21 protein-coding genes are annotated in these 21,395 nt (G+C 66.1%); 11 read left to right on the plus strand and 10 right to left on the minus strand.

The window, feature by feature from the left end:
- Positions 1-153: 153 nt before the first annotated feature.
- From EWH10_RS16995 to EWH10_RS17005, 3 genes are all read right to left on the minus strand, one after another.
- A complete protein-coding gene (locus EWH10_RS16995) occupies positions 154-1,341 on the minus strand; it encodes a replication initiator protein A (RefSeq protein WP_025552294.1) in 1,188 nt (395 codons plus the stop codon).
- A 388-nt stretch (positions 1,342-1,729) separates the two neighbouring features.
- Entirely contained in the window at positions 1,730-2,839 is a 1,110-nt protein-coding gene (locus tag EWH10_RS17000) for a ParB/RepB/Spo0J family partition protein (RefSeq protein WP_044661012.1), read from the minus strand.
- A gap of 53 nt (positions 2,840-2,892) precedes the next feature.
- Complete coding sequence (locus EWH10_RS17005) at positions 2,893-4,089, minus strand: AAA family ATPase (RefSeq protein ID WP_013054122.1); 1,197 nt, start codon at positions 4,087-4,089, stop codon at positions 2,893-2,895.
- 199 nt (positions 4,090-4,288) lie between these two features.
- On the opposite strand from EWH10_RS17005, the gene EWH10_RS17010 reads away from it, so the two are divergent.
- On the plus strand, positions 4,289-5,629 hold the full coding sequence (locus tag EWH10_RS17010) for an anti-phage deoxyguanosine triphosphatase (protein ID WP_025551434.1): 1,341 nt from the start codon (positions 4,289-4,291) through the stop codon (positions 5,627-5,629).
- A 131-nt stretch (positions 5,630-5,760) separates the two neighbouring features.
- Here EWH10_RS17010 and EWH10_RS17015 read toward each other — a convergent pair whose 3' ends face one another.
- From EWH10_RS17015 to EWH10_RS17025, 3 genes are all read right to left on the minus strand, one after another.
- Positions 5,761-7,338: a glycoside hydrolase family 16 protein gene (locus EWH10_RS17015; protein ID WP_025551435.1), complete on the minus strand. Its 1,578-nt coding sequence runs from the start codon at positions 7,336-7,338 to the stop codon at positions 5,761-5,763.
- A 414-nt stretch (positions 7,339-7,752) separates the two neighbouring features.
- A complete protein-coding gene (locus tag EWH10_RS17020; RefSeq protein ID WP_065847325.1) occupies positions 7,753-8,589 on the minus strand; it encodes a TIGR00266 family protein in 837 nt (278 codons plus the stop codon).
- Between the two features lie 120 nt (positions 8,590-8,709).
- The gene (locus tag EWH10_RS17025; protein WP_025551439.1) at positions 8,710-8,925 is read right to left on the minus strand and encodes a hypothetical protein; all 216 of its coding nucleotides are present in this window, start codon (positions 8,923-8,925) and stop codon (positions 8,710-8,712) included.
- A 253-nt stretch (positions 8,926-9,178) separates the two neighbouring features.
- Here EWH10_RS17025 and EWH10_RS17030 point away from each other — a divergent pair, with 253 nt between their 5' ends.
- Positions 9,179-9,844: a TetR/AcrR family transcriptional regulator gene (locus EWH10_RS17030; protein WP_025551441.1), complete on the plus strand. Its 666-nt coding sequence runs from the start codon at positions 9,179-9,181 to the stop codon at positions 9,842-9,844.
- 5 nt (positions 9,845-9,849) lie between these two features.
- Here EWH10_RS17030 and EWH10_RS17035 read toward each other — a convergent pair whose 3' ends face one another.
- The 4 genes from EWH10_RS17035 to kce form a co-directional block, all read right to left on the minus strand.
- Positions 9,850-10,107, minus strand: a complete 258-nt coding sequence (locus tag EWH10_RS17035; RefSeq protein ID WP_044661013.1) for a hypothetical protein — start codon at positions 10,105-10,107, stop codon at positions 9,850-9,852.
- A 130-nt stretch (positions 10,108-10,237) separates the two neighbouring features.
- Complete coding sequence (locus tag EWH10_RS17040) at positions 10,238-10,600, minus strand: PaaI family thioesterase (protein WP_025551445.1); 363 nt, start codon at positions 10,598-10,600, stop codon at positions 10,238-10,240.
- A gap of 78 nt (positions 10,601-10,678) precedes the next feature.
- Positions 10,679-11,860 (minus strand): thiolase family protein, encoded by a 1,182-nt coding sequence (locus EWH10_RS17045; protein WP_025551447.1) that lies wholly within the window; start codon positions 11,858-11,860, stop codon positions 10,679-10,681.
- Between the two features lie 162 nt (positions 11,861-12,022).
- Positions 12,023-12,952, minus strand: coding sequence for a 3,5-dioxohexanoate:acetyl-CoA acetone transferase (gene kce / locus EWH10_RS17050; protein WP_044661014.1), 930 nt, complete (start codon positions 12,950-12,952; stop codon positions 12,023-12,025).
- Between the two features lie 196 nt (positions 12,953-13,148).
- Here kce and EWH10_RS17055 point away from each other — a divergent pair, with 196 nt between their 5' ends.
- The 9 genes from EWH10_RS17055 to EWH10_RS17090 all read left to right on the plus strand — a co-directional run bounded on the left by EWH10_RS17055 (position 13,149) and on the right by EWH10_RS17090 (position 21,315).
- Positions 13,149-13,859, plus strand: coding sequence for a GntR family transcriptional regulator (locus EWH10_RS17055; protein ID WP_025551449.1), 711 nt, complete (start codon positions 13,149-13,151; stop codon positions 13,857-13,859).
- 69 nt (positions 13,860-13,928) lie between these two features.
- Positions 13,929-14,219, plus strand: a complete 291-nt coding sequence (locus tag EWH10_RS17060; protein ID WP_044661015.1) for a DUF1330 domain-containing protein — start codon at positions 13,929-13,931, stop codon at positions 14,217-14,219.
- A 62-nt stretch (positions 14,220-14,281) separates the two neighbouring features.
- A complete protein-coding gene (locus EWH10_RS21805; RefSeq protein ID WP_157009794.1) occupies positions 14,282-14,440 on the plus strand; it encodes a hypothetical protein in 159 nt (52 codons plus the stop codon).
- 144 nt (positions 14,441-14,584) lie between these two features.
- A complete protein-coding gene (locus tag EWH10_RS17065) occupies positions 14,585-14,887 on the plus strand; it encodes a hypothetical protein (RefSeq protein WP_025551453.1) in 303 nt (100 codons plus the stop codon).
- Between the two features lie 82 nt (positions 14,888-14,969).
- Positions 14,970-15,653 (plus strand): hypothetical protein, encoded by a 684-nt coding sequence (locus EWH10_RS17070; protein WP_025551455.1) that lies wholly within the window; start codon positions 14,970-14,972, stop codon positions 15,651-15,653.
- Between the two features lie 110 nt (positions 15,654-15,763).
- Positions 15,764-17,284, plus strand: a complete 1,521-nt coding sequence (gene adh, locus EWH10_RS17075) for an aldehyde dehydrogenase (protein ID WP_044661016.1) — start codon at positions 15,764-15,766, stop codon at positions 17,282-17,284.
- A gap of 246 nt (positions 17,285-17,530) precedes the next feature.
- Positions 17,531-17,920 carry a DUF779 domain-containing protein gene (locus EWH10_RS17080; protein ID WP_044661017.1) on the plus strand — a complete coding sequence of 130 codons (390 nt, stop codon included), beginning with the start codon at positions 17,531-17,533 and terminating at the stop codon, positions 17,918-17,920.
- 48 nt (positions 17,921-17,968) lie between these two features.
- Positions 17,969-19,111, plus strand: coding sequence for an FIST N-terminal domain-containing protein (locus tag EWH10_RS17085; protein WP_044661018.1), 1,143 nt, complete (start codon positions 17,969-17,971; stop codon positions 19,109-19,111).
- Positions 19,108-21,315 carry a hybrid sensor histidine kinase/response regulator gene (locus EWH10_RS17090; RefSeq protein ID WP_025551348.1) on the plus strand — a complete coding sequence of 736 codons (2,208 nt, stop codon included), beginning with the start codon at positions 19,108-19,110 and terminating at the stop codon, positions 21,313-21,315. The genes EWH10_RS17085 and EWH10_RS17090 overlap by 4 nt, the downstream gene beginning before the upstream one ends.
- Positions 21,316-21,395: the final 80 nt, after the last annotated feature.

The following is a 21,395-nucleotide window of genomic DNA, read 5'->3' on the forward strand; positions in this document are numbered from 1 at the left end:
AGACGGGGAATGTGGAGCGGCGACCTGATGGAATCGGAGCGAAACCCGCTCTGGAGCGCGCTGCGTTAAATCATACGCAGGCCGCGCGCTCCAGGCTTTTGTTGTCGTATCCTTTTAAGCGCAAAACCGGTTCCCGCTTTTGCGCACGATGCTCTAGAGGCGGTGGCGGTTCTTCTCGTGGAAGCGGCGGACGAAGCCGATGAACGCCTTCTGATAATTGACAGGCGTGCGGGTGGGGTCGGCTTCGAGCCAGTCGCGAAACTCCTGATGGAGCGTCTGATAGTCCCAGCCGGGATAGTCGGCGCGCAGGGTCGCCATGGTCGCGTCCGTGATCTCCCCGGCGCTGGCCTTGGCGGACATTCCGGCCAGGGTCCGGCGGATCATGCTGCCGGCATCGACCAGCATGTCGGCGTCGGTTGGTGCGGGGGACGGCGTTGTCTTGGGAGGGGTGGATTGCGAGGCCGTCGCCGGTCGGCGGGCGACGGTTGCCGGGAGCGGATCGGCCTGGGGGCGGCGGCGCATGCGGAGCGACGGTTCACGCTTGCCGTCGGGCTGTTCCAGTTCGACCGTATAGCCGGGCAGGGGATCGCGTTCGGCGATCTTGGCGATTTCGAATTTGAAGCGGCGATAGGCGCCTTCGGCCCCAGACTTTTCGAAGAGGGTGGGCATGGAGATGGCGAAGCCCCCCTCCCCTGCCCCGCCGGCATGTTTGCGCGCGACCTTGTAGAGCCAGCGTTCGCGGCCGCCGGTCAGGTCGAAATAGGCGCGGTCGATGCTGAGCACCCCGCCCTGCATCAGCACGCCTTCATAGAACCAGTTGCTGAGTTCGATGGTCATGCCGCGGGAGCGTTCGGTGCGTTCGTCGACCAGTTGGGTCCAGCCGTCGAGCCAGCTGAAGGTCGCTTCGCGGCGGTTTTCGGCGCGGATGTTGGTCTTGATCGTGGTGGAGACGAGCCGGTCGAGCGACTGGCCGAGCAGTTCATAGGCGCGGCCGGTCGTCGGGCGGTGGATGGCGCGCAGCAGGTCATAGGGCATGAGGTGCAGCTTGCGCGGGATGTCGTTGAGGCCGCGGCGCGCCATGTCGGCCAGGACGGAGGCGCAGTAGATCAGTATGTCGGCATCCCAGATGGTGGCCATGCCATAGTCCGGATTGGCCGAGACATGGACCCAGGCCTTGCCGTCGGGGGAGGTGTAGTCGATCGGCTTGACCCGCTTGGACTTGGCGAGGCTGAAGAAGGGGCGCTCCATCATCTCGCGCTGGTCGCGCAGGGGCATGTCCGCGATATAGGGGAGGAAGAGTTCGAACTGGTCGGTGATCTCGGTCCTGGAAGCGCGGGTCATGGGCGGGTCCTGAAGATGAGCGTCAGCCCATGGCGTGATGCGGCAGAGGAGGGGAGGGGCGCGCGGGGGCTATTCCAAGAACGTTCCGGAGAATGGACGGGAGTTATGGAATGAGGGGCGCATGTCGGGATGGGAGCCGATGCGTGGCTGCGGCCGTGCGGCGACCAGGCCAAGCTGGCGGCGCTGGCCGGGGATGCCGGCGAGGGCGGGCTGGTGGCCGGGGGGATGGGGGATCGGCTGTTTCCCCGGGGAAACAGCGGACGTGTTTCCCATGGGGCGGCGGGGACAAGGGGCTGATGTTTCCCCGGGGAAACGGGGGGCAGGGCGGAAGCCGCCGGTTCGACCGGCCTTTCGCTTCCGTCATATGTCCTGTGCCCCCCGCTTTCCATCAGCGCTGGAGCCCCATGCCCTGCCGTTCGAGATGTTCGAGCGTGTCGCGCAGCGCGGTGGCGAGCGTTTCCATGTCCGCGCCCGAACCGGCGTGGAGGCGGATGGTGACGCCCTGGCGGTTGACCGACTGGACCGTCAGCGCCGGACGGCCATAGTGGGTGGTCCAGGTGAAGGGTTCTTCCCTGGGGGCCGACTGGGCGGCGCGGGGGGCGTCGAGCAGGCGTTTGAGCACATCCGAGGCCGGGATGGGCGCGGCGCCCGCCGACCGCAGCGCGCGCTGTTCGGAGGCGAGGCGGTTCGCCTCCGCGCGGATGGCGGGCGCGCCCTTGGGGTCGTCGAGCGATTGGGCCAGCGCATAGGCGGGCTTCAACTGGACGTCGGCCGGGGAGGCGAAGGCGTCGATCACCGCGTCCTCGATGCCCGCCACCTTGATCATCTTGCTGAGCCATCCCTTGGAGAGCTTCAGCCGTTCGGCCATGCGGGTCAGGTGGCTGCCATAATGGGCCTTGAGCGCATCGGCATAGTTGCGCGCGCGTTCGAGGTCCGAGACGTCCTTGCGGGCGCGGTTTTCGAGGTCGGCGAGGCGGAAGGCGGCCTCATCGTCGAGCTGGGCGACCTGCGCCACGAACATCATGTCGGAATAGCTGTTGGCGCGCAGCCAGCTGATCGACCAGTGGCGGCGGGTGCCGGCGATCACCTCATAATCATGATCGGGATCGCCCTCTATCCGGCGGACCACGGCGGGCACCTTCTGCCCGCCCTCCGCGATGATCGAGTCGATCAGTTCGCGGCAATTTTCCTCATTGAGATGCGCATAGAGGCGGGCATTGCCGCTCCAGATCCGGACTTTCGCCGGGTCGAGCAGCAATTGCGTGACCTGCCGCACCTCGCCCGAGGCCAGGCGGGCAAGGGCGGATTCGCGGCCGAGCAGGGTGGTGCCGCGGGCGCGATCCTGGCGCGGCGCGGCCGGGCCAGAGGAGGGGGAGGAGGAGGGGGAGAGGGGCGATGCGGGCGGGCCTGCCTCCTCCGGCTCGACGGGCGTTGCCGCTGCCGCCTCGGGCTCGTCGGAGAGAAGGGCGGCCAGATAGTCGGATTGCTTACGCGCCATGGCATTCCCTTTCGGCAAACCGGGAACATATCATGAACATGCGGAAAGGGGCTTCATGCCGCATTGACGATGTCCTCTTCCCGCGCAGGGGCGACGCGGCCCCAGCCCTGACGCACCAGCGCCTCGATCTGGCCCATGGCCTCGTCCAGATTGGCGCGGCAGCGCTTGTGGGTGCGCGGCGTGCCGATCGGCTTTTCCAGTTCATAGACGGTCATCATGCGCAGCGCGGCATGGCTGATTTCCGCGCTGTCGAGGATCGGAATGGGCAGGAGAGCCGGGCCGAAGCTCTGTTCCATGATCGCGCGGACCATCGAATGGCTGGGATCGTTGCTGTCGAATTTCGAGCAGAGCAGGCGGACGAACTGATAGTCGACCTCTATCCCCGCCTGCTGCAGCTGGCCGATCACCTGATCCATCATCGAGAGGAACTGGACGGTCGAGCAGAAGTCGGGCGTGGTCGCGGCCAGCGGCACCAGCAGGGCATTGGCCGCCTGCATCACGGCGAGGCTGATCGTGCCCAGCGCCGGCGGCGGATCGAGCAGCACCACGTCATAATGGCGGGCAAGGTCCATCAGGCCCTGCTTCAGCTTGCGGAAGCGCGCCGCAAGGACGGAGCCGCCGTCGCTGCCCGCCGCCGCCAGCTCATATTCCACGTCGAACAGTTCGAGATTGGATGGGATGAGGTCGACATTGGGCCAGGCGGTGTGCTTGACCGCGTAGAGCAGGTCGACCTGCGTCGGGTCGATGGAGAGATAGGGGTAGAGCGTTTCTTCCCGCTGGATGTTGAAATGCGGGTTGAAGCCGAACAGCGTGGTGGTGGTGGCCTGGCTGTCGCAGTCGACCACCAGCACGCGATAGCCCTGCACCGCGAAATAATGGGCGAGATGGGTGGTGACGGTCGACTTGCCGACGCCGCCCTTGAAATTCTGCACCGCGATGATGGCGGGAATGTCCAAGGGGGCGCGTTCGGGCGAGGCGCCCAGCACCTGCCGCATGTTCAGCAGTTCCTCCACCTTGTAGCCGGGGCGGCGGCCGTTTTCGGTCGGCGGGGCAGGGGGAAGGCGTCCGTCCTCCTCCGCCATGCGGATGCGATTCGTGGAGCAGCCGAGCAGTTGCGCGGCTTCAGCGATGCCGAAGCGGATGTTGAGTTCCTTGCGGCTATCCGGCAGAAAAGCCTTGCGCCGCAGGCGTTCGACCATCTTTTCGCCGGCCTCCGCCAGATCGCCGATCTGGGTTACCACTGCGTTCATTCCTGCCCTCTTGCGCGAAGTTGAAGCTTGTTTGGGATAGATGTGGCATAAATAGTTCAAATAGGCAAATGAGGGCGGGGTGGGATGAGGATCGGCATGGAGGAAGCAGCATGAACCGGTTTTCCTGCGCCTGCGCGGGAGAAGCGGCCTATATTCCGGCCAAGCGACAGGCGGTCGGGATTCGCCGGAGAAGAGTGGCATGAACTGGTATGAACGGCAGGAAAACTGGCAGGCGCAGAGCGAGGACGCCCGCAATGAAGCGGATGTCGACTATGCGCGGGTCATCCATTCCGCGTCCTTCCGCCGCCTGCAGGGCAAGACGCAGATCCTGAACCTGGGCGACAGCGATTTCTATCGCACGCGGCTGACCCATTCGCTGGAGGTCGCGCAGATCGCGGGCGGCATAGCGCGGCAGTTGCGGCAGGATTTCCCCGACCACCCGGCGATCCCGCATCTGCCCGACCACAGCCTGATCCAGGCCATCGGCTTCACCCATGACTTGGGCCATCCGCCCTTCGGCCATGGCGGGGAAGTCGCGCTGAATTACTGCATGCGGCAGGCGGGCGGGTTCGAGGGCAATGGCCAGACGCTGCGCATCCTGGCCCGGCTGGAGAAATTTTCGGCCGGGGCGGGGGCCAATCTCATGCGGCGGACGCTGCTGGGCGTGCTCAAATATCCGGTCCCCTATGCGCAGGCCTGCAATCCCGCCTGCGCGCCCCGGCTGAGCGGCAGGCCTTCTTCCATCCGCATCATCGACCGGGCCGCCAGCAAGCCGCCCAAATGCTATCTCGATACGGAGCGGCAGGCGGTGCAATGGATATTGGCGCCCTTGTCGAGCGCCGACCGGGAGGCGTTCACGGCGATCGAGCCGCAGGTCGGCAGGCACCACCGGGCGATCCACAAATCCTTCGATTGCAGCATCATGGACGTGGCCGACGACATCGGCTTCGGCGTCCATGACCTGGAGGATGCGCTGGCGCTGCGCCTGATCGGGGAGGAGGCCTTTCGCAGGCTGGTGCCGGAGGAGGAATGCGCGTCCTTCCTGGTCCACCTCAAGCGGAAATATCCCGGCGAATCCGAGAATAATGTCTATGAGCGGCTGGTCGGGACGCTGTTCGGCGAGGGCGGCGGGCGCAAGCGCTGCATCGGACGGATGGTGCATCACCTGATCACCCATTGCCGCATCGACACGCGGGAGGAGTTCGAGGAGCCGCTGGTCCGATACCGCGCGGGGATGCAGGAGGGGCCGGCGCGGTTCCTGGGCGCGCTGAGGAACGCGGTCTATCAGGAGGTGATCCGCAGCGCCGGGGTGCAGCAACTGGAGTTCAAGGGACAGAAGATGGTGGTGTCCGTCTTCGAGGCGCTGGCGTCGGAGCCGGAGACCCTGCTGCCGGCCGAGCAATGGGCGCTGGTGCGGGCGGGGGAGGAGGCGCCGCGGGTGATCTGCGACTATATCGCCGGGATGACCGACGGGGCCTTGCTGAAGGCCTATGACCGGCTGTTCAGTCCGCGCATGGGGTTGATCTTCGATCAGTTCTGAGGGGCGCGGTCTTCCCTATCCGTCGCATGCTCCCGCGCGGGGCGGGAGCATGAAGGCGGAGGGGTTGCCGAATATCCGTCGGGCCCGGAACGGGGGTGGGATGGTCGGGCCTGGCCGCGCGACGCCTTCGTTCAGCCCCCGTCCGCATAGACCTTGATGTCGCGGACGATCATGTCGCCGGTGCCGTCCGCATAGTCGCCGGTCGTCTTCACCGCGACGTTCATGATCGGGTACCAGCGGAAGCCGGCGAAGGGATTGACCGCCTGATAGGTCTCCTTCCCGTCGATGAACCAAGTGATATAGTCGGGCTGGATGTCGACGGCGAAGCTGTGGAAGCCCGTGGTGAAGCCGCCGATGCCGTAGACCTCTTCGGTGTTCATGAAGACGCCCTGCTGGAAGGTGCGGGTGATGTTGGCGCCGCCGTGCAGCGTGTTGGCGGTGTAGCGGTCGAAATCCCACCAGCTTTCGAAGCCGAACCCTTCGTAAATGTCGATTTCCGGCGGCCAGCCGGCGGTCGAGATCAGCCAGAAGGCGGGCCAGGAGCCGCGCCGGTTCGGCATCTTCGCGGTGAATTCATATTGGCCGTAGCCGATCTGCACCGGCCGGGTGTTGTGGCCGCTGAGCACGACCGCGCCATAGTCATAGGGGACGCCGTCCCAGGCGATGGGCTGCTTCAGCTTCTGCGTGTGCATGACGAGCCCATCGTCCGTGTAGCGCAGGGGCGCCTCTATGCCATAGTCGCGATAGACCCAGCCGTCGAGATAGATGCCGGTTTCCTGATTGCCCGGTTGCGAGCGGCCATTGGGCAGCTTGGTCGACCAGGCCTTGTCATGGCCGGCGTCGGACCATTTGAGGGTTTCGCGGCTCATCCTCCACTGGAGCGTGCCCGTGGGCTGGAAGGCGCGGGGTTCGCGCCCCGCGACCTGTTCCGCCGTCGGTTCCTGCTGGAAATCGCATTGGACGAAGGCGCGGTCGGTGCCCATCTTGCCGCCCCATGGAGCCTCCACGAAGCGGACGATGAAGTCGGCCTGCGGCACGCCGAGCAATATGGGGACGGAGACCGTCTTGGTCAGCGGGTCGCCGGGGCGGAAGATCACCGCCTTGTAGATGCTTCGATAGTTGATGCCCGCCACGCCGCGGACGAGGCCCGGTCCATCCTCCGTCATCACCCGCGCGATCACGGTGTTGGGCGTCGGGCGGTCGAGCGTGATCGGCACATAGGCGACGGTCGCGCCGGGGCGGTAGAAGGCGGGGCCGACCGACGCGGTCGCCTGTTCAGGGTAGCGGGTGCCGCCGGCGAAGTCGAAATTGGCGAAATCGCCTGCCTGCGCGGCGGTGGCGGCGGTGGAGAGGGCCAGCATGGTGCTGACCGGCGCCATCGGTCCGGCGGCGCGCCCGGCCGGGCCGCCGGTTCGGGCGGCGGCGGCGGTGGTGGGAAAGAGCGCGGCGGGATTGCTGCTGCCCAGCGCCGTGGTCCAGGGGCTGGGGGAGGGGCGGGAGAAGTCGATCTGTGGCGTCGGGTTGGCGGTCCGGCCGAAAAAGCCGTTGGTGAGGATGGAGGCGATGCCCGGCGGGTCTTTCGCCGCTGGCGTGGGCGCGGAGATTTTTTCCGTGTCGGCGGTGAGGGACAGGCCCCATTCGCTCATGCAGAATATGAGCACGCACGCGAACAGCACGCCCGCAAGCGGGCGAAGAGAGAAAATGCGCATGGTACGACCCCGTTGTTGAGCGGCCCTGTGCCGCCTTTGTTGAACCTCCTTCCCGGAACGGCGGATTGCCCCGGCGCCGTTGCGGGTTCGCAAGATGGTTGGTGCGGATTCGTCCGCTATGGCTTTGAATAATAATGGATTTTCATGGCCGTGAAAAGGCTGCGGACGTCATGTGTCGATGTTCATGCACATATCGGCTCAAGGGGGATGGCGGTCATGCGCGGGGGCGCGCCACCGGCGGGCCGGTTGTGCGGCGCGCCGATGGGGGGGCTTGCGGTGGGGTTTGGGGGTGGGGGGAAGAGCGGCGGACGGCTATGGCGCGCGATGGCTCAAATCGGGCGCGGGCCGCGCGCTGCGGGTTTCTGTCGCATCGGTTTGAGCGGAAAACCGGTTCCCACTTTTGCGCACGATGCTCTAATTATTGCCGCCGATCAGGTCGCCTAGGCCGCCGAGCACGGAGCCTTCGCCGCGATTCTGGCCGCCGCGGCTGCCCGCCGCCGCCAGCATGCGGCCGGCGAGGCGCGAGAAGGGCAGGGACTGTATCCACACCTTGCCCGGCCCGGTCAGGCGCGCGAAGAACAGGCCTTCGCCGCCGAACAGGATGCTGCGCACGCCGCCCGCGCGCTCCAAGTCGAAATCCACCGTGTCGGTATAGGCGGCGACGCAGCCGGTATCGACGTGAAGCTGTTCGCCGGGGGCCAGTTCGCGCTCCACGATGGTGCCGCCCATCTGGACGAACACCCAGCCGTCGCCCTCCAGCTTCTGCATGATGAAGCCTTCGCCGCCGAACAGGCCGGTCATGATCCGCTGCTGGAAATGGACGCCGATCGATACGCCCTTCGCGGCGGCGAGGAAGCTGTCCTTCTGGCAGATCAGCCGCCTGCCGACCTGGTCGAGGCGAATCGGCAGGATCGCGCCGGGGGTGGGGGAGGCGAAGGCGACCCGCGCCTTGCCCCGGCCATTATGGGTGAAGACGGTGGTGAACAGGCTTTCCCCCGTCACCAGCCGCTTTCCCGCGCCCAGCAGCTTGCCCATGAAGCTGCCGTCGCTGCCGCCGCTGCCGTCGCCGAAGACGGTGGTCATGCCGACGGCCGCGTCCTTCCAGACCAGGGCGCCGGCCTCCGCCACGGCGCTTTCGCCGGGATCGAGTTCTATTTCCAGAAATTGCAGTTCCTGGCCCTTGATCTCGAAATCGATGTCGTCGGCCAGGCCGGCTTGACGATGATGTTGCCAGGGACTGGGGTTCGGCATGGTCGCGGGCTCCTGAATGGTTCCGGCCGATCATAGCCGTTCCCGGCCGGGTTGGGCCAGTCTTTGCGTGTACGCAAAGCTCTGCCGGGGGAGCGTGGCCCGGAAGGCAGGCGCGCGGGATTACCGGTCGAAGATGATCTTCAGGCTCTTGATCAATCCGGAAGTCTCGCTGAATTCGAAGAGGTCGACAAGATCGGTGTCGATCCTGACATCGTCCTTGCGTACCCATTCATAGGCGAAATGGGCGGCCCAGCGGCCCGGCAGTTGGAGCCGACCTTGCAGAGCGGCTTCCGTCCGGGCAGCTTGTTGCTGGAGGTGGAGGTTTTCGGCTGCCATTCTGCCGATCTAGACGTTCGAGGCGGGGGCGGCGCGATCCGGCTGGCCAATGACACCGAATATCGGCTGGTCGCCTAATGTCTTCAATCCGATCTGGCCCGGATGCAACGATTGACAGCGGAGTAGGTCGCTCCTTGGGAAAACCCCTTGAACTGAACGGCCATAATATTATGTTGGCTGCAAACAGTCATTTGGGAAAGAGGCGCGTTTTTTCCTGTAAGCGGCTGTGGTCAGGTCACTTATGGGATTATGCATGAGATATCCAAGCGACCATAAGGCGCGTACGCGGGAGCGCATCCTGACGGAGGCTTCGCGGGCGATCCGTTGCCAGGGTATTGACCGGGTGGCGGTGGCGAATGTGATGTCCGCGGCCGGGCTTACCGTCGGCGGCTTCTATGCCCATTTCGCGTCCAAGGACGATCTGGTCGCCCATTCGGTCGAGCATATGTTCCACGAACGCTATGAGCGGTTCTTGGGCCTGCTGGATGTCGGAGAGCCCCGCGCGGCGATCGCCAAATTCTTCGACGGCTATCTGTCGATGACCCATCGCAGCCATCCGGAGACGGGGTGCCCGATCCCGTCGCTCACCAGCGAGCTGGCCCATCTTTCGGAGGATGGGCGTGGGCGGCTGAGCAATGGCATGCGCGGACTGATCGACGGCGTGACCCGGCTGCTGGAGCGCGCCGGGGTCGACGATCCCGAGGAGGCCGCGAACGCCGCCTTTTCCGAAGCGCTGGGCGCGCTGGTAATGGCGCGGATGACGACCGACCTGAAAACCGCGGAGAAAATCCTCCAGCGGGCGCGGAAATCCGTCAAGGAACGGCTGGGCGTCGCGGATGTCGATACCCGCATTCCCTTGCGTCGCCGCTTCGCCAACAGTTCAGAGGCGGAGTCGGGAAAGACCGAAACGAGCAACTGAAGAAGTCAGGGTGGCTTGCCTTCGCCTTCTTGGCCTTCTTGCTCCGCCAGATGGGAACTGCCCATCGGGGGAAGCTTTAGCCGCGGGAAGGCAATGGTCTCCACCGCGCCCGATTCCTTCCGGGTGATCGCCGCCACGCAGTGAAGTTCCGGCCCGCCCGCGATCCTCGCGTCATATTCCGCGAAGCTCCTGTTGCCGATCGCTTCATGATAGGTCGGACGCATATGGTCATAGGACGCGCCGGCCGCCTGGATCGTCCGCAATATCCTGTCGCGGCCGACAATCGGTTTGCGCGTGACCGTGGAGTGGAGGACGGACTGATCGTCCAGATCGTCGCGGAACGGATGCTTCGGTTCAGCATGCGATGCTCCTGAAAGATGGTGCGCCCCGCGTTCAGCGGGGAACGACGCAGGTGGACGTGCCGTGCGCGAAGATCCGGTTGTCGAGGCTTTCGATGCGTCCGTCCAACGCGACAAGGGACCGGCCGCGCGAGATGACGGTGCCGATCACCCGCATTTCCCCGATATTGGCGGGGATGGGCCGCAGGAACTTGACGCTGGTTTCATAGGTGGGGGCGAAACCGCCCTCGTCCAAGGTGGTTGCCGCCGCGAGGCCCATGGCGGAATCCAGCATGGTCAGCGCCCAGCCGCCATGGACGACGCCGCCAAGGTTGAGGAAGCGTTCGCCCGGCGTCGCCCTCAGCTCCACGCGCCCCATTTCGGGCGGAAGAAGGGTGAAGGGCACGGTATCGGCCATGGGCGGGCGGGGCAGTTCGCCCCGCGCCAGAGCGCTTATCGTATCGTGACCGATCTTTCCCCCGCATCCGTGCCGCCGTCACAGCGTTTCCAGTGCGAGCGCTATACCCTGGCCGCCGCCGATGCAAAGCGTGACAAGGCCCCGCCGCACGCCGTCCCGCTTCATCGAATGCAGCAGCCGGGTCGTCAGCACCGCGCCGGTCGCGCCGATGGCATGGCCATGGGCGATCGCGCCGCCCTCCACATTGACGATGTCCTCCGGCAGGCCGAGTTCCTTGATGATGGCCAGGGGTACGGCGGCGAAGGCTTCGTTGATCTCGAACCGCTCCACGTCCGGCAGCTTCCAGCCGGCGCGTTCGACCGCCTTCACCACGGCAGGGACCGGCGCGAGGCCGAAGAGGCCCGGCTCCAGCGCGGCGACGGCGTAGGAGACGATCCGGCCCGCCGGTTCGACGCCGTTCGCCTCGGCCCAGGCGCGGGTGGCGACCAGCATCGCGGATGCGCCGCTGTTGAGGCCGGGGGCATTGCCGGCGGTGATCGTGCCGTCCGGGCGGAAGGCGGGCTTCAGCCGGGCCAGTCCCTCCAGCGTCGTATCGGCGCGGGGCGCCTCGTCGCTGGCGAAGCTGACGTCGCCCTTGCGGCCCTTGATGGTGACGGGGGCGATCTCCGCCGCGAACCGGCCTTCCGACTGCGCCTGCACGAAGCGCTTCTGCGAGCGTTCGGCCCAGCGGTCCTGCGCATCCCGCGAAATCTGGGAGCGGGTGACGAGATCCTCCGTATGCCAGCCGGAATGCTGGCCGGAAAAGGCGTCGTTCAGGCCGTCATGCAGCATGGAATCGATGATCGCGGCGTCGCCCATGCGATAACCCCAGCGGCCGCCGGTCATCAGATAAGGCGCGCGGTCCATATTCTCCATGCCGCCGGCGATGGCGACGTCGTGCAGGCCAAGCTGCACTTCCTGCGCGGCGGTCACGATCGCCTGCGCGCCCGATCCGCAGACCCGGTTGACGGTGAGGGCGGGGACCGAGACCGGCAGCCCGGCGTGGATCGCCGCCTGGCGCGCCGGGTTCATCCTGTTGCCGGCCTGGATCACATTGCCCATGGTGACCGCGCCGACGGCATCCGGCGACAGCCCTGCGCGGCGCACGGTTTCCCGGATGGCGACGGCGCCCAGTTCGGCCGCCGGCACGTCCTTGAGCGTGCCGTTATAGCTCCCGATCGGGGTGCGGACGGGATGGGCGAGGATGATTTCCGCGGTCACTCTGGCATTTCCTTCTCTTGTCGTCCGCACCGGTAGCGGCGGACCATCACATGATGTCTATAATATCATTGATCGTGATCGTCGCCTGTCTTTTCAAGGGCGGGGCGCGAATCGAGCCACGGATTCCGGGCCGGCCGATCCGGCGCTATCGACGCGCGGGCATCAGAAGGCGACCTTGTCCCCGCCCTTGAGGCCGAGCCGGGCGCGCGCTTCATCGGCGGTCGCTATCTCCAGGCCCAGATCTTCGATGATCGCGCGCACCTTGCGCACCTGTTCGGCATTGCTGGAGGCGAGCCGCCCCTGGGCGATGTTCAGATTGTCCTCCAGCCCCACGCGCACATGGCCGCCCATCAGCGCCGCTTGCGTCGCGAGCGGCATCTGATGGCGTCCCGCGCCCAGCACCGACCAGTGATAATCCTGTCCGAACAGGCGATCGGCGGTCCGCTTCATGAAGAGGAGGTTGTCGACCTCCGCCCCGATCCCTCCCAATATGCCGAAGATGAACTGGATGAAGACCGGCGGCTTGAAGAAGCCGCGGTCGATGCAATGCGCCAGATTGTACAGATGACCGACGTCATAGCATTCATGTTCGAACTTCACGTCATGGGCATCGCCCAGCGCATGGGCGATCTTGCCGATGTCGCGGAAGGTGTTGCGGAAGATATAATCGTCCGATTCCCGCAGATAGGGCTCCTCCCAGTCATGCTTCCATTGCCGGTAGCGATCCGCCATCGGATAGAGCGCGAAATTCATGCTGCCCATGTTGAGCGAGCACATTTCGGGCGACGCCAGCAGCGGCGCGGCCAGGCGCTGCTCGACCGTCATGGTGAGGCTGCCGCCCGTGGTGATGTTGCAGATGGCGTCGCAGCCCTGCCTGATGCGCGGCAGGAATTCCATGAACAGGGCGGGGTCCGCCGAGGGTCGGCCGTCCCTGGGATCGCGCGCATGGAGATGGAGGATGGCGGCGCCGGCCTCCGCCGCCTCTATCGCCTGTTCCGCGATTTCGGACGGCGTGACCGGCAGCGCGTCCGACATGGTCGGCGTGTGGATGGAGCCGGTGACGGCGCAGGAGATGATGACCTTGTCTTTCATGCTTGATCCCGATTCCAGCCGACGAGTGGTCGGCCATGTCATGCCATTTGCCCGTTCGCGGTCCCGGCCCGAAACCGGCCCCGGGGGAGGCGGGCGGTCGCGCGGACGATGTGCGAGTATTGTCCATGAGTCAACAGAAAGTGCACTTTTTGTTATAACGGTTGTAGATGGGGGAAAAGTGAACTATCAAGGGCGAATGGCAGAGAAATCACCGGCGCCCAGCCGCACCCACCGCGTTTACGAGCAGATCCGGTCCCGGCTGCTGAACGGCGCGCTTCCGCCCGGTCAGAAGCTCGTCATTTCCGACCTGTGCGAGAATCTGGGGGCGAACCAGAGCGCGGTGCGCGAGGCGCTGGCGCGGGTCACCGCAGAAGGGCTGGTCACCGCCGAACCGCAGCGCGGCTTCCGCGTGAGCGAGATCGCGGCCGAGGACCTGCATCATCTGACGGATGTGCGCCTGTTGATCGAGGAGCCCTGCATCCGCTCCGCCATCGCGAACGCCACCATCGCCTGGGAAAAGGGGATCGTCGCGGCGCTGCACGGCCTGCTGCGGACGCCGCGCAACGACGATGACGGCAAGGTGACGCAGGAATGGGCGGACGCGCACCACGCCTTCCATCACGCGCTGGTCGCCACATGCGACAATCCCTGGCTGCTCCGGGTGCGCGACATGCTGCTGCTGCAGAGCGAGCGCTATCGCTGGCTCTCCATCTCCTCGCCGTCCAAGCGTTCGAATCTGGAGAAGGAATATAGCAAGCTGGCCGACGCCTTTCTGGCGCATGACGCCGATCTGGCGATCAAGCTGATGCGCGAACATTATCTGATGACGACGAAGATCGTGCTGGGCAAGGACCAGAAGCCTGCCCGGACCCGCAAGGCCTCCGCCAAGGTGACGGAAGGGGCGTAGGGGATTGCGGCCGGGCGCGCTTCCCGCCCTGCCGCCCCCGCGCATGACAGGAAGAGGAGAGGACCGTCCATGCCCGCTTATGTCGTCATGATCCGCGACCGGCTGAACGATGCCGGGGAGATGGCCGCCTATGCCGCGCTGGCGGTCAAGGCGCGGGGGGAAAAGCCGGCCCGGCGGCTCGCCTTCTATGGGGAGCATGATGCGGTGGAAGGGCCCGATCCCGACGGCGTCGCCATATTGGAGTTCGACGATCTGGATGCGGCGCGGGCCTGGTACCACTCGCCCGCTTATCAGGAAGCATTGCAGCATCGGCTTGCCGGTGCGGAATATCGCGTGATCCTGGTCGACGGCGCTCGCTGAAGCGCCGCAAGGCACGCCCGCCAAGAGGCGCGCCGGACAGGACTTATTGTGGGAGGATGCCGATGAAGGACAAGTCGCATATTTTCCGCGCGCTTTTCCCGGGGGGCTGGCAGGCGGTGCGGTCGCTGGAAAGCCTGCTCGCCGGCTATGGCGACATCATGCTGCTGCTGGGGGAGGAGGAACGGCCCCGGAAATGGCGGCGGCCGGGCGCGCGCCGCTGACGAAATCCCGCGCCCCCGGTTGGCCCACCCGGGCAGTCCCATCCATTCACCCGAGCGGATGCACAGCCGGACAGAATCCCATTGTCCGGAATCCGGCGCTCGGCTTGGGACGGGGACGGTTCGTTAACTATAAGGAGAATGGAGATGTCGCGGTCTTTCACGAAATTCGCGCCTCTGGCGGTGATTTTGGTGGGTTCGCTGGCGCTGGGGGGCTGTGCCACCAAGGGCTTCGTGCGGGAACAGGTCGCCGCCGTGAACCAGCGCGTCGATGCGCTCGACTCGCGCCTGCAGGCGACGGACGCCACCGCGAAATCGGCGCTGGCGGAGGCGCAGGCGGCATCCGGCCAGGCGCAGAACAATGGCCAGCGGCTGGACCAGATCAATGCCCGCGTCGACGGCATCGAGCAGCGCATGCAGGAAAATCAGCGCAAGCGGCCGCGCAACTGACGCCCGGAACGGGGCCGAATCCGGTGTTCCCGCGCCGGCGTCCGTCCTGGGCGCCGGCGCTTTCCTTCGAGTGCATTGAGCGATGATCCCACTGTTCCTGGCGCTGGCGGTGCTTGCGCCGGCCATTCCCGCGACGGAGGGCGTCCGGGCGGCGGAGCCGGCGAAACCGCAGGCGGACATGCCGCAGGAGGCGGGAGCGAAGCTGTCCGGGGAAGCGGCGCGCGTGGCCGACTGGATCGCCGCGTCCCGCGACAATGGCGCGCTGCCCTATATCATCGTCGACAAGAAGGCGGCGGTTCTCTCGCTCTATGACGCCAGCGGGAAATCGCTGGGTCATGCGCCGGTCCTGATCGGCGTGGCCGTCGGGGACGAGGCGAGCCCCGGCATCGGATCGAAGAATCTGGCGGAGATCGGCCCGGCGGAAAAGACGACGCCCGCCGGGCGCTTCCTGGCGAAATTCGGGCTGGCGGCGGGGCGGCAGAAGGTGCTGTGGGTCGATTATGCCACGTCGGTGGCGCTGCACCCCATTCCCAAGGGCGCGCCGAAAAGGGAACGCCGCCGCGAGCGGATGCTCTCGCCCACCGGCGACGACAATCGCATCACCTTCGGCTGCATCAACCTGCCCACCGCCTTTTACGGCAAGAACGTCAGCCCGCTGTTCCGGAAAAAGGGCGGCTATGTCTATGTGCTGCCCGACACCAAGCCGCTGGAAGCGGTTTTCCCCCGGTTGCGGGTGCAGGCGGCGATGAATGGCGGCGGGGGTTGAGCGTCCCGGTTTTCCGGCTTCATGGGCAGGCCCGACCCAAGGTCTAATTGTCCATTTGTCCGAAAGGTTCATCCTGTCCCTCAACTTTCAGACGAGTCCGGGAGAGGATGATGTTACAGCAGGCAATGGCGCGGTTCGCGGGGAAGACGCTGATCCGCGATAAATATGAGAATTTCATCGGCGGCCAGTGGGTGGTGCCGGTTCGCGGGGAATATTTCGACAATCTTTCGCCGGTGACGGGGCAGAGCGTGTGCAAGATCGCCCGTTCGACGGCCGAGGACATCGAGCTGGCGCTGGACGCCGCGCACAGGGCCAGGGAAGGCTGGGGCCAGCGTTCGGCGACGGAGCGGGCCAATATCCTCAATCGCATCGCGCAGCGGATGGAGGAGAATCTCGACCTGCTCGCCATGGCGGAGACGATCGACAACGGCAAGCCGATCCGCGAGACGACCGCCGCCGACATTCCGCTCGCCATCGACCATTTCCGCTATTTCGCGGCCTGCGTGCGGTCTCAGGAAGGCTCCATCGCGGAGATCGACCATGACACGGTGGCCTATCATTTCCATGAGCCGCTGGGCGTGGTGGGGCAGATCATCCCCTGGAACTTCCCGATCCTGATGGCGGCGTGGAAGCTGGCCCCGGCACTGGCGGCGGGCAATTGCGTGGTGCTGAAGCCCGCCGAGCAGACGCCGATGTCGATCATGGTGCTGATGGACCTGGTGGGCGACCTGATCCCCGAAGGCGTGCTGAACGTCGTCAACGGCTTTGGCGTGGAGGCGGGCAAGCCGCTCGCCACCAACAAGCGGATTTCGAAGATCGCCTTTACCGGGGAAACCACCACCGGGCGGCTGATCATGCAATATGCGAGCGAGAATCTGATCCCGGTGACGCTGGAACTGGGGGGCAAGTCGCCCAACATCTTCTTCGCCGACGTGATGGATGCGGACGACGATTATTTCGACAAATGCCTGGAAGGCTTTGCGATGTTCGCGCTCAATCAGGGCGAGGTCTGCACCTGCCCCAGCCGGGCGCTGGTGCAGGAGAGCATCTACGAAAAGTTCATCGAGCGCGCCGTCGCCCGCGTGCAGAAGATCGTGCAGGGCAGCCCGCTCGACCCCGCGACGATGATCGGGGCGCAGGCGTCGAACGACCAGTTGGAGAAGATCCTTTCCTATATCGACATCGGCCGGGACGAGGGCGCGAAGGTGCTGACCGGCGGCACGCGGGCGCATCTGGGCGGTGAGCTGGAGCAGGGCTATTATGTGACGCCGACCGTGCTGGAAGGGCATAATCGGATGCGCATCTTCCAGGAGGAGATTTTCGGCCCGGTGCTGTCGGTCACGACCTTCAAGGATGAGGCGGACGCGCTGCATATCGCCAATGACACGCTGTACGGGCTGGGCGCCGGGGTGTGGAGCCGGAACGGGAACACGGCCTATCGCATGGGGCGCAACATCCAGGCCGGGCGGGTCTGGACGAACTGCTACCATGCTTATCCGGCGCATGCGGCCTTTGGCGGGTACAAGCAGTCGGGCATCGGGCGCGAGACGCACAAGATGATGCTGGATCATTATCAGCAGACGAAGAACCTGCTGGTGAGCTATTCGACCAAGGCGCTGGGGTTCTTCTGAGGCGAGGGGCGGATCGCATGCCGAAGGCGGGTCCTTCCCCCTTCACGCCTTCGGTTCGGCGGGCGCCTCTCCCGGGCGTCCGCCTTTTTCTTCTTCCCCCTCCCGCAGGCGGGAGGGGGCCGGGGGGTGGGCGGGCGCAACCTCAGCGCCATTCTGCAATGGCTAAGCTGGAAGCTCCCCCGGATCAAGTCCGGGGTCGCGCCCCCCTAACCCCTCCCGTTTACGGGAGGGGGACTGGAGATCATTATGAACCTTCCACCCCGCATCCTCGCCACGCCGGAAGCCGAAGTCCTGATCGCCCGGCTGGCGGCCCGGCATGGGCCGCTGATGTTCCACCAGTCCGGCGGTTGTTGCGACGGGTCGGCGCCGATGTGCTTTCCGCGGGGCGAGTTCAGGACCGGCGGGCAGGATGTGCTGCTGGGCCAGATCGCGGGCGACGTGCCGGTGTGGATCGGCGCGGCGCAGTTCGAATATTGGCGGCATACGCAAGTCACCATCGACGTCGTGCCGGGCCGGGGCGCGGGCATGTCGCTGGAAAGCCCGGAGGGGATGCGCTTCATCGTCCGCTCGCGCGTCTTCACCGATGAGGAGAATGCGGCGCTGGAAGCGGCGGGAGAGCCTTTGCGCGGCGGCTGATTCCCATTAGACAAGAAAAGAACAGGGAGAAAATGCGGGGAGAGGAACATGACGGTGCTGGCATCGGAGATCGCCTTTGCGTCAAGCCATGCGGGCGATCCGGCCAAGGCCATGGCGGAAGTCGCCGGTCAATTGGGGGACGAACCGCTGGCCGGGATGCTGCTGTTCTGTTCGCATCGTTTCGACCGGGAGGCGCTGGCGCGGGCGGTCAACCGCCGGACGGAGGGCGTGGTGGCGATCGGCTGCACCAGTTCGGGCGAGCTGACCGAAAATGGCTATGATGAGGACAGCCTGAGCGTCATCGGCTTTCCGGCTTCGGCCTTTCACATGACCTCGCTCTGTTTCGACGACATCGAGAATTTCGATCCCGCCGCCGCGCGGCAGGCGGTGCGCGGGCTGGCCGCGCAGGCGGAGCGGGAGAGCCGCCATCTGGGCGGGAAGGTCAATCATGTCGCGCTGTTCCTGGTCGACGGGCTGTCGCATCGGGAAGAATTGCTGACCATGACGATCCAGGACGCGCTGGGCGACATTGCGCTGATCGGCGGGTCGTCGGGCGACGGCATGGCCTTTCGGGAGACGGCGGTCTTCCATGGCGGGCGCTTCCATGGCCATGCGGCGGTGGTGGCGATCCTGTCCACGCCGCGCCCGCTGCATGTGTTCAAGGCGCAGCACTACCGGCCGAGCGAGGCGAAGATGGTCGTCACCGGGGCGATCCCGAACGACCGGATCGTGACCGAGATCAATGCGGAGCCCGCCGCGCAGGAATATCTGCGGCTGGCGGGTCATGCGGGCGAGGCGCTGGGCGTCGCCTTCTATGCCGCGCATCCGCTGATGGTGCGGGCCGGGGGCGATTATCATGTGCGGTCGATCCAGAGCGCGAATCCCGACGGCAGCCTTACCTTCTACTGCGCCATCGACGAGGGGATCGTGATGACCGTGGGCGAGCCGGTGGACCGTATTGCGCGGATGGACGCGCTGTTCGCGGACATTGCGGCGGAGGTGGGACCGGTGGACCGGATCATCGCCTTCGATTGCGTATTGAACCGCATCGATGCCGAGCAGCGGCAGATCAGCCGCGCCGTGTCGGAGCTGTACGGGCGGCATCGGGTGATCGGCTTCAACACCTATGGCGAGCAATATCATGCGCTGCACGTCAACCAGACCTTCAGCGGCCTTGCCATCGGCCGATGACCGACGCGGCCCTCTCTTCCGCCGAACTGGAGGCGTTGCGGGAAGAGAACCGCAAGTTGCGCAAGATCAATGCGGCGCTGATCGACCGGGTCGAACGGTCGAGCGACATGGCCGGCAACGCCTTTTCGATGTTCGAGACCGCGATCTCGCTGGAAGCCATGGTGCGCGAGCGGACCGTGCAGCTCGAAGACGCGCTGGCGAAGCTGGCGGAGGCCAATGCCGACCTCGCCTCCGCCCATGGCCATGCGGACGCGGCGCGGATGCGGCTGCGCGACGCGATCGATTCGATCAACGAAGGCTTCGTCCTGTTCGACGCGGAGGACCGGCTGGTCCTCTATAACGAGGCCTATCTGGGTTTCTGGCCGGAGATTGCGGACCATATCCGCGAGGGCATGAGCTTCGACGAGATCGCCAAGCTGGCGGCGGCGCATCACCGCCCGGTGGGACAGGACCGATGGGTGTCGGACCGGCTGGCGCGCCATAGCGTGGCGGAGGGCGGGCATGTGCAGGCGCTGTCCGACGGGCGCTGGGTGCAGATCAACGAACTGCGCACCAGCGAGGGCGGCATCGTCGGCATCTATACCGACATCACCGAGGTGAAGGCGGAGGATGCCCGCGACCGCGCGCGGGAACTGGCCGAGCGCAACATTGTGCTGCAGGCGACGCTCGACAACCTCTCCGAAGGCGTGTGCCTGTTCGATGCCGAGGGGCGGCTGGCGGCGTGGAACGAGGCGCTGCAACGGCTGCTGGAACTGCCGGAGGACTGGGCGCAGGAGCGGGATAGCCATGCCGCGCTGCTGGACTGGTGCCGGGGCAATCTGGGGATGGACGACAGGGGCTGCCTCGACCGGGGCGGGGCGCGCCATCGCAGCGAACTGGTCCATGCCGGGGGGCGCAGCTTCGAGATTCGCAGCAACGCCATGGAGCGGGGCGGGCAGGTGATCGGCTTCACCGACGTGACCGACATGCTGCGCGCGCAGGCGGCGCTGCGCGAGACGGCGGAGACGCTGGAGCGGCGGGTGGCGGAGCGCACCTCCGAACTGGAGGCGGAGGTGGCCGAGCGGCGCCAGATCGAGGCGCAGTTGATGGACGCCAAGACGGCGGCGGAGAAGGCGAACCTGTCCAAGACCAGCTTCCTGGCGGCGGCCAGTCATGATCTGTTGCAGCCATTGAACGCGGCGCGGCTGTTCGTCGCGGCGCTGGGCGACCGGCGATTGGCGCTGCCGACGCGGGCGCTGGTCAACCAGACGTCCACCGCGCTGGATTCCGTCGAGGATCTGCTGGAGGCGCTGTTGGAGATCAGCCGCCTCGACGCGGGCGCGATCCAGCCGGAGATCAGCGATTTCCGCATCGATCGGCTGCTCGATACGCTGCGGACGGAATTCGCGCCGATGGCGCGTTCGGCGGGGCTGGTGCTGGCGGTGGAGACGGCCCCGGTCTGGGTCCGCTCCGACATCCGGCTGCTGCGGCGGATTCTCCAGAATTTCCTGTCCAATGCGCTGCGCTACACCCAGCGCGGGTCGGTGCGCGTCGCCTGCGTCGCGGAGGCGGATGGGATAAGGCTGAGCGTCGCCGACAGCGGTCCCGGCATCCCCGTCGACAAGCAGCAACTGATCTTCGAGGAATTCCGCCGCCTCGACACGCCGGGGGGCAGGGGGGCGGGCGGCAAGGGGCTGGGCCTCGCCATCGTCCGCCGGGCGAGCGACATGCTGCGCCATGAAGTGACGCTGGAATCGGTGCCGGGGCAGGGCGCGACCTTCTCCATCCGCGTGCCGCAGGGCGAGGCGGTGGTGGAAGAGGGCGATGGGGGCAGCGCGCCGCGCAGCGACCGGTCGATGCGCGGGCTGAAGGTGCTGGTGGTCGACAATGAGCGGGCGATCCAGACCGGCATGTCGACCCTGCTGGGCGGATGGGGCTGTACCGTGGCGACGGCCGGGGGATTCGCGGAGGCGGTCGCCGCCTTTTCGGAAGGCGAGGCGCCCGATGTCATCCTGGTCGACTATCATCTGAACGACGGCGAGACAGGGGATGCCGTGATCGAGCGGTTGCACGGCCATTTCGGGCGGGCGGTGCCGTCGGTGATGATCTCCGCCGACCGGGGCGAGGCGCTGAAGGCCCGGATGGACGGCTGGGGCATTCCGCTGCTGGGCAAGCCGGTGAAGCCTGCGCAACTGCGCGCCTTGCTGCGCACGATGTTGAAATAGGCGGTTGTTTCTGTCGGGGCTGAAAGTTGATCCGGTCGGATGCTTTAGGTGTTCCCACTGATCGCCCGTCCTTGCCATCG

Origin of the sequence: Sphingobium fuliginis, from assembly GCF_004152845.1 — a bacterium.
In the GTDB taxonomy this organism is placed as follows: Bacteria; Pseudomonadota; Alphaproteobacteria; order Sphingomonadales; family Sphingomonadaceae; genus Sphingobium; species Sphingobium fuliginis.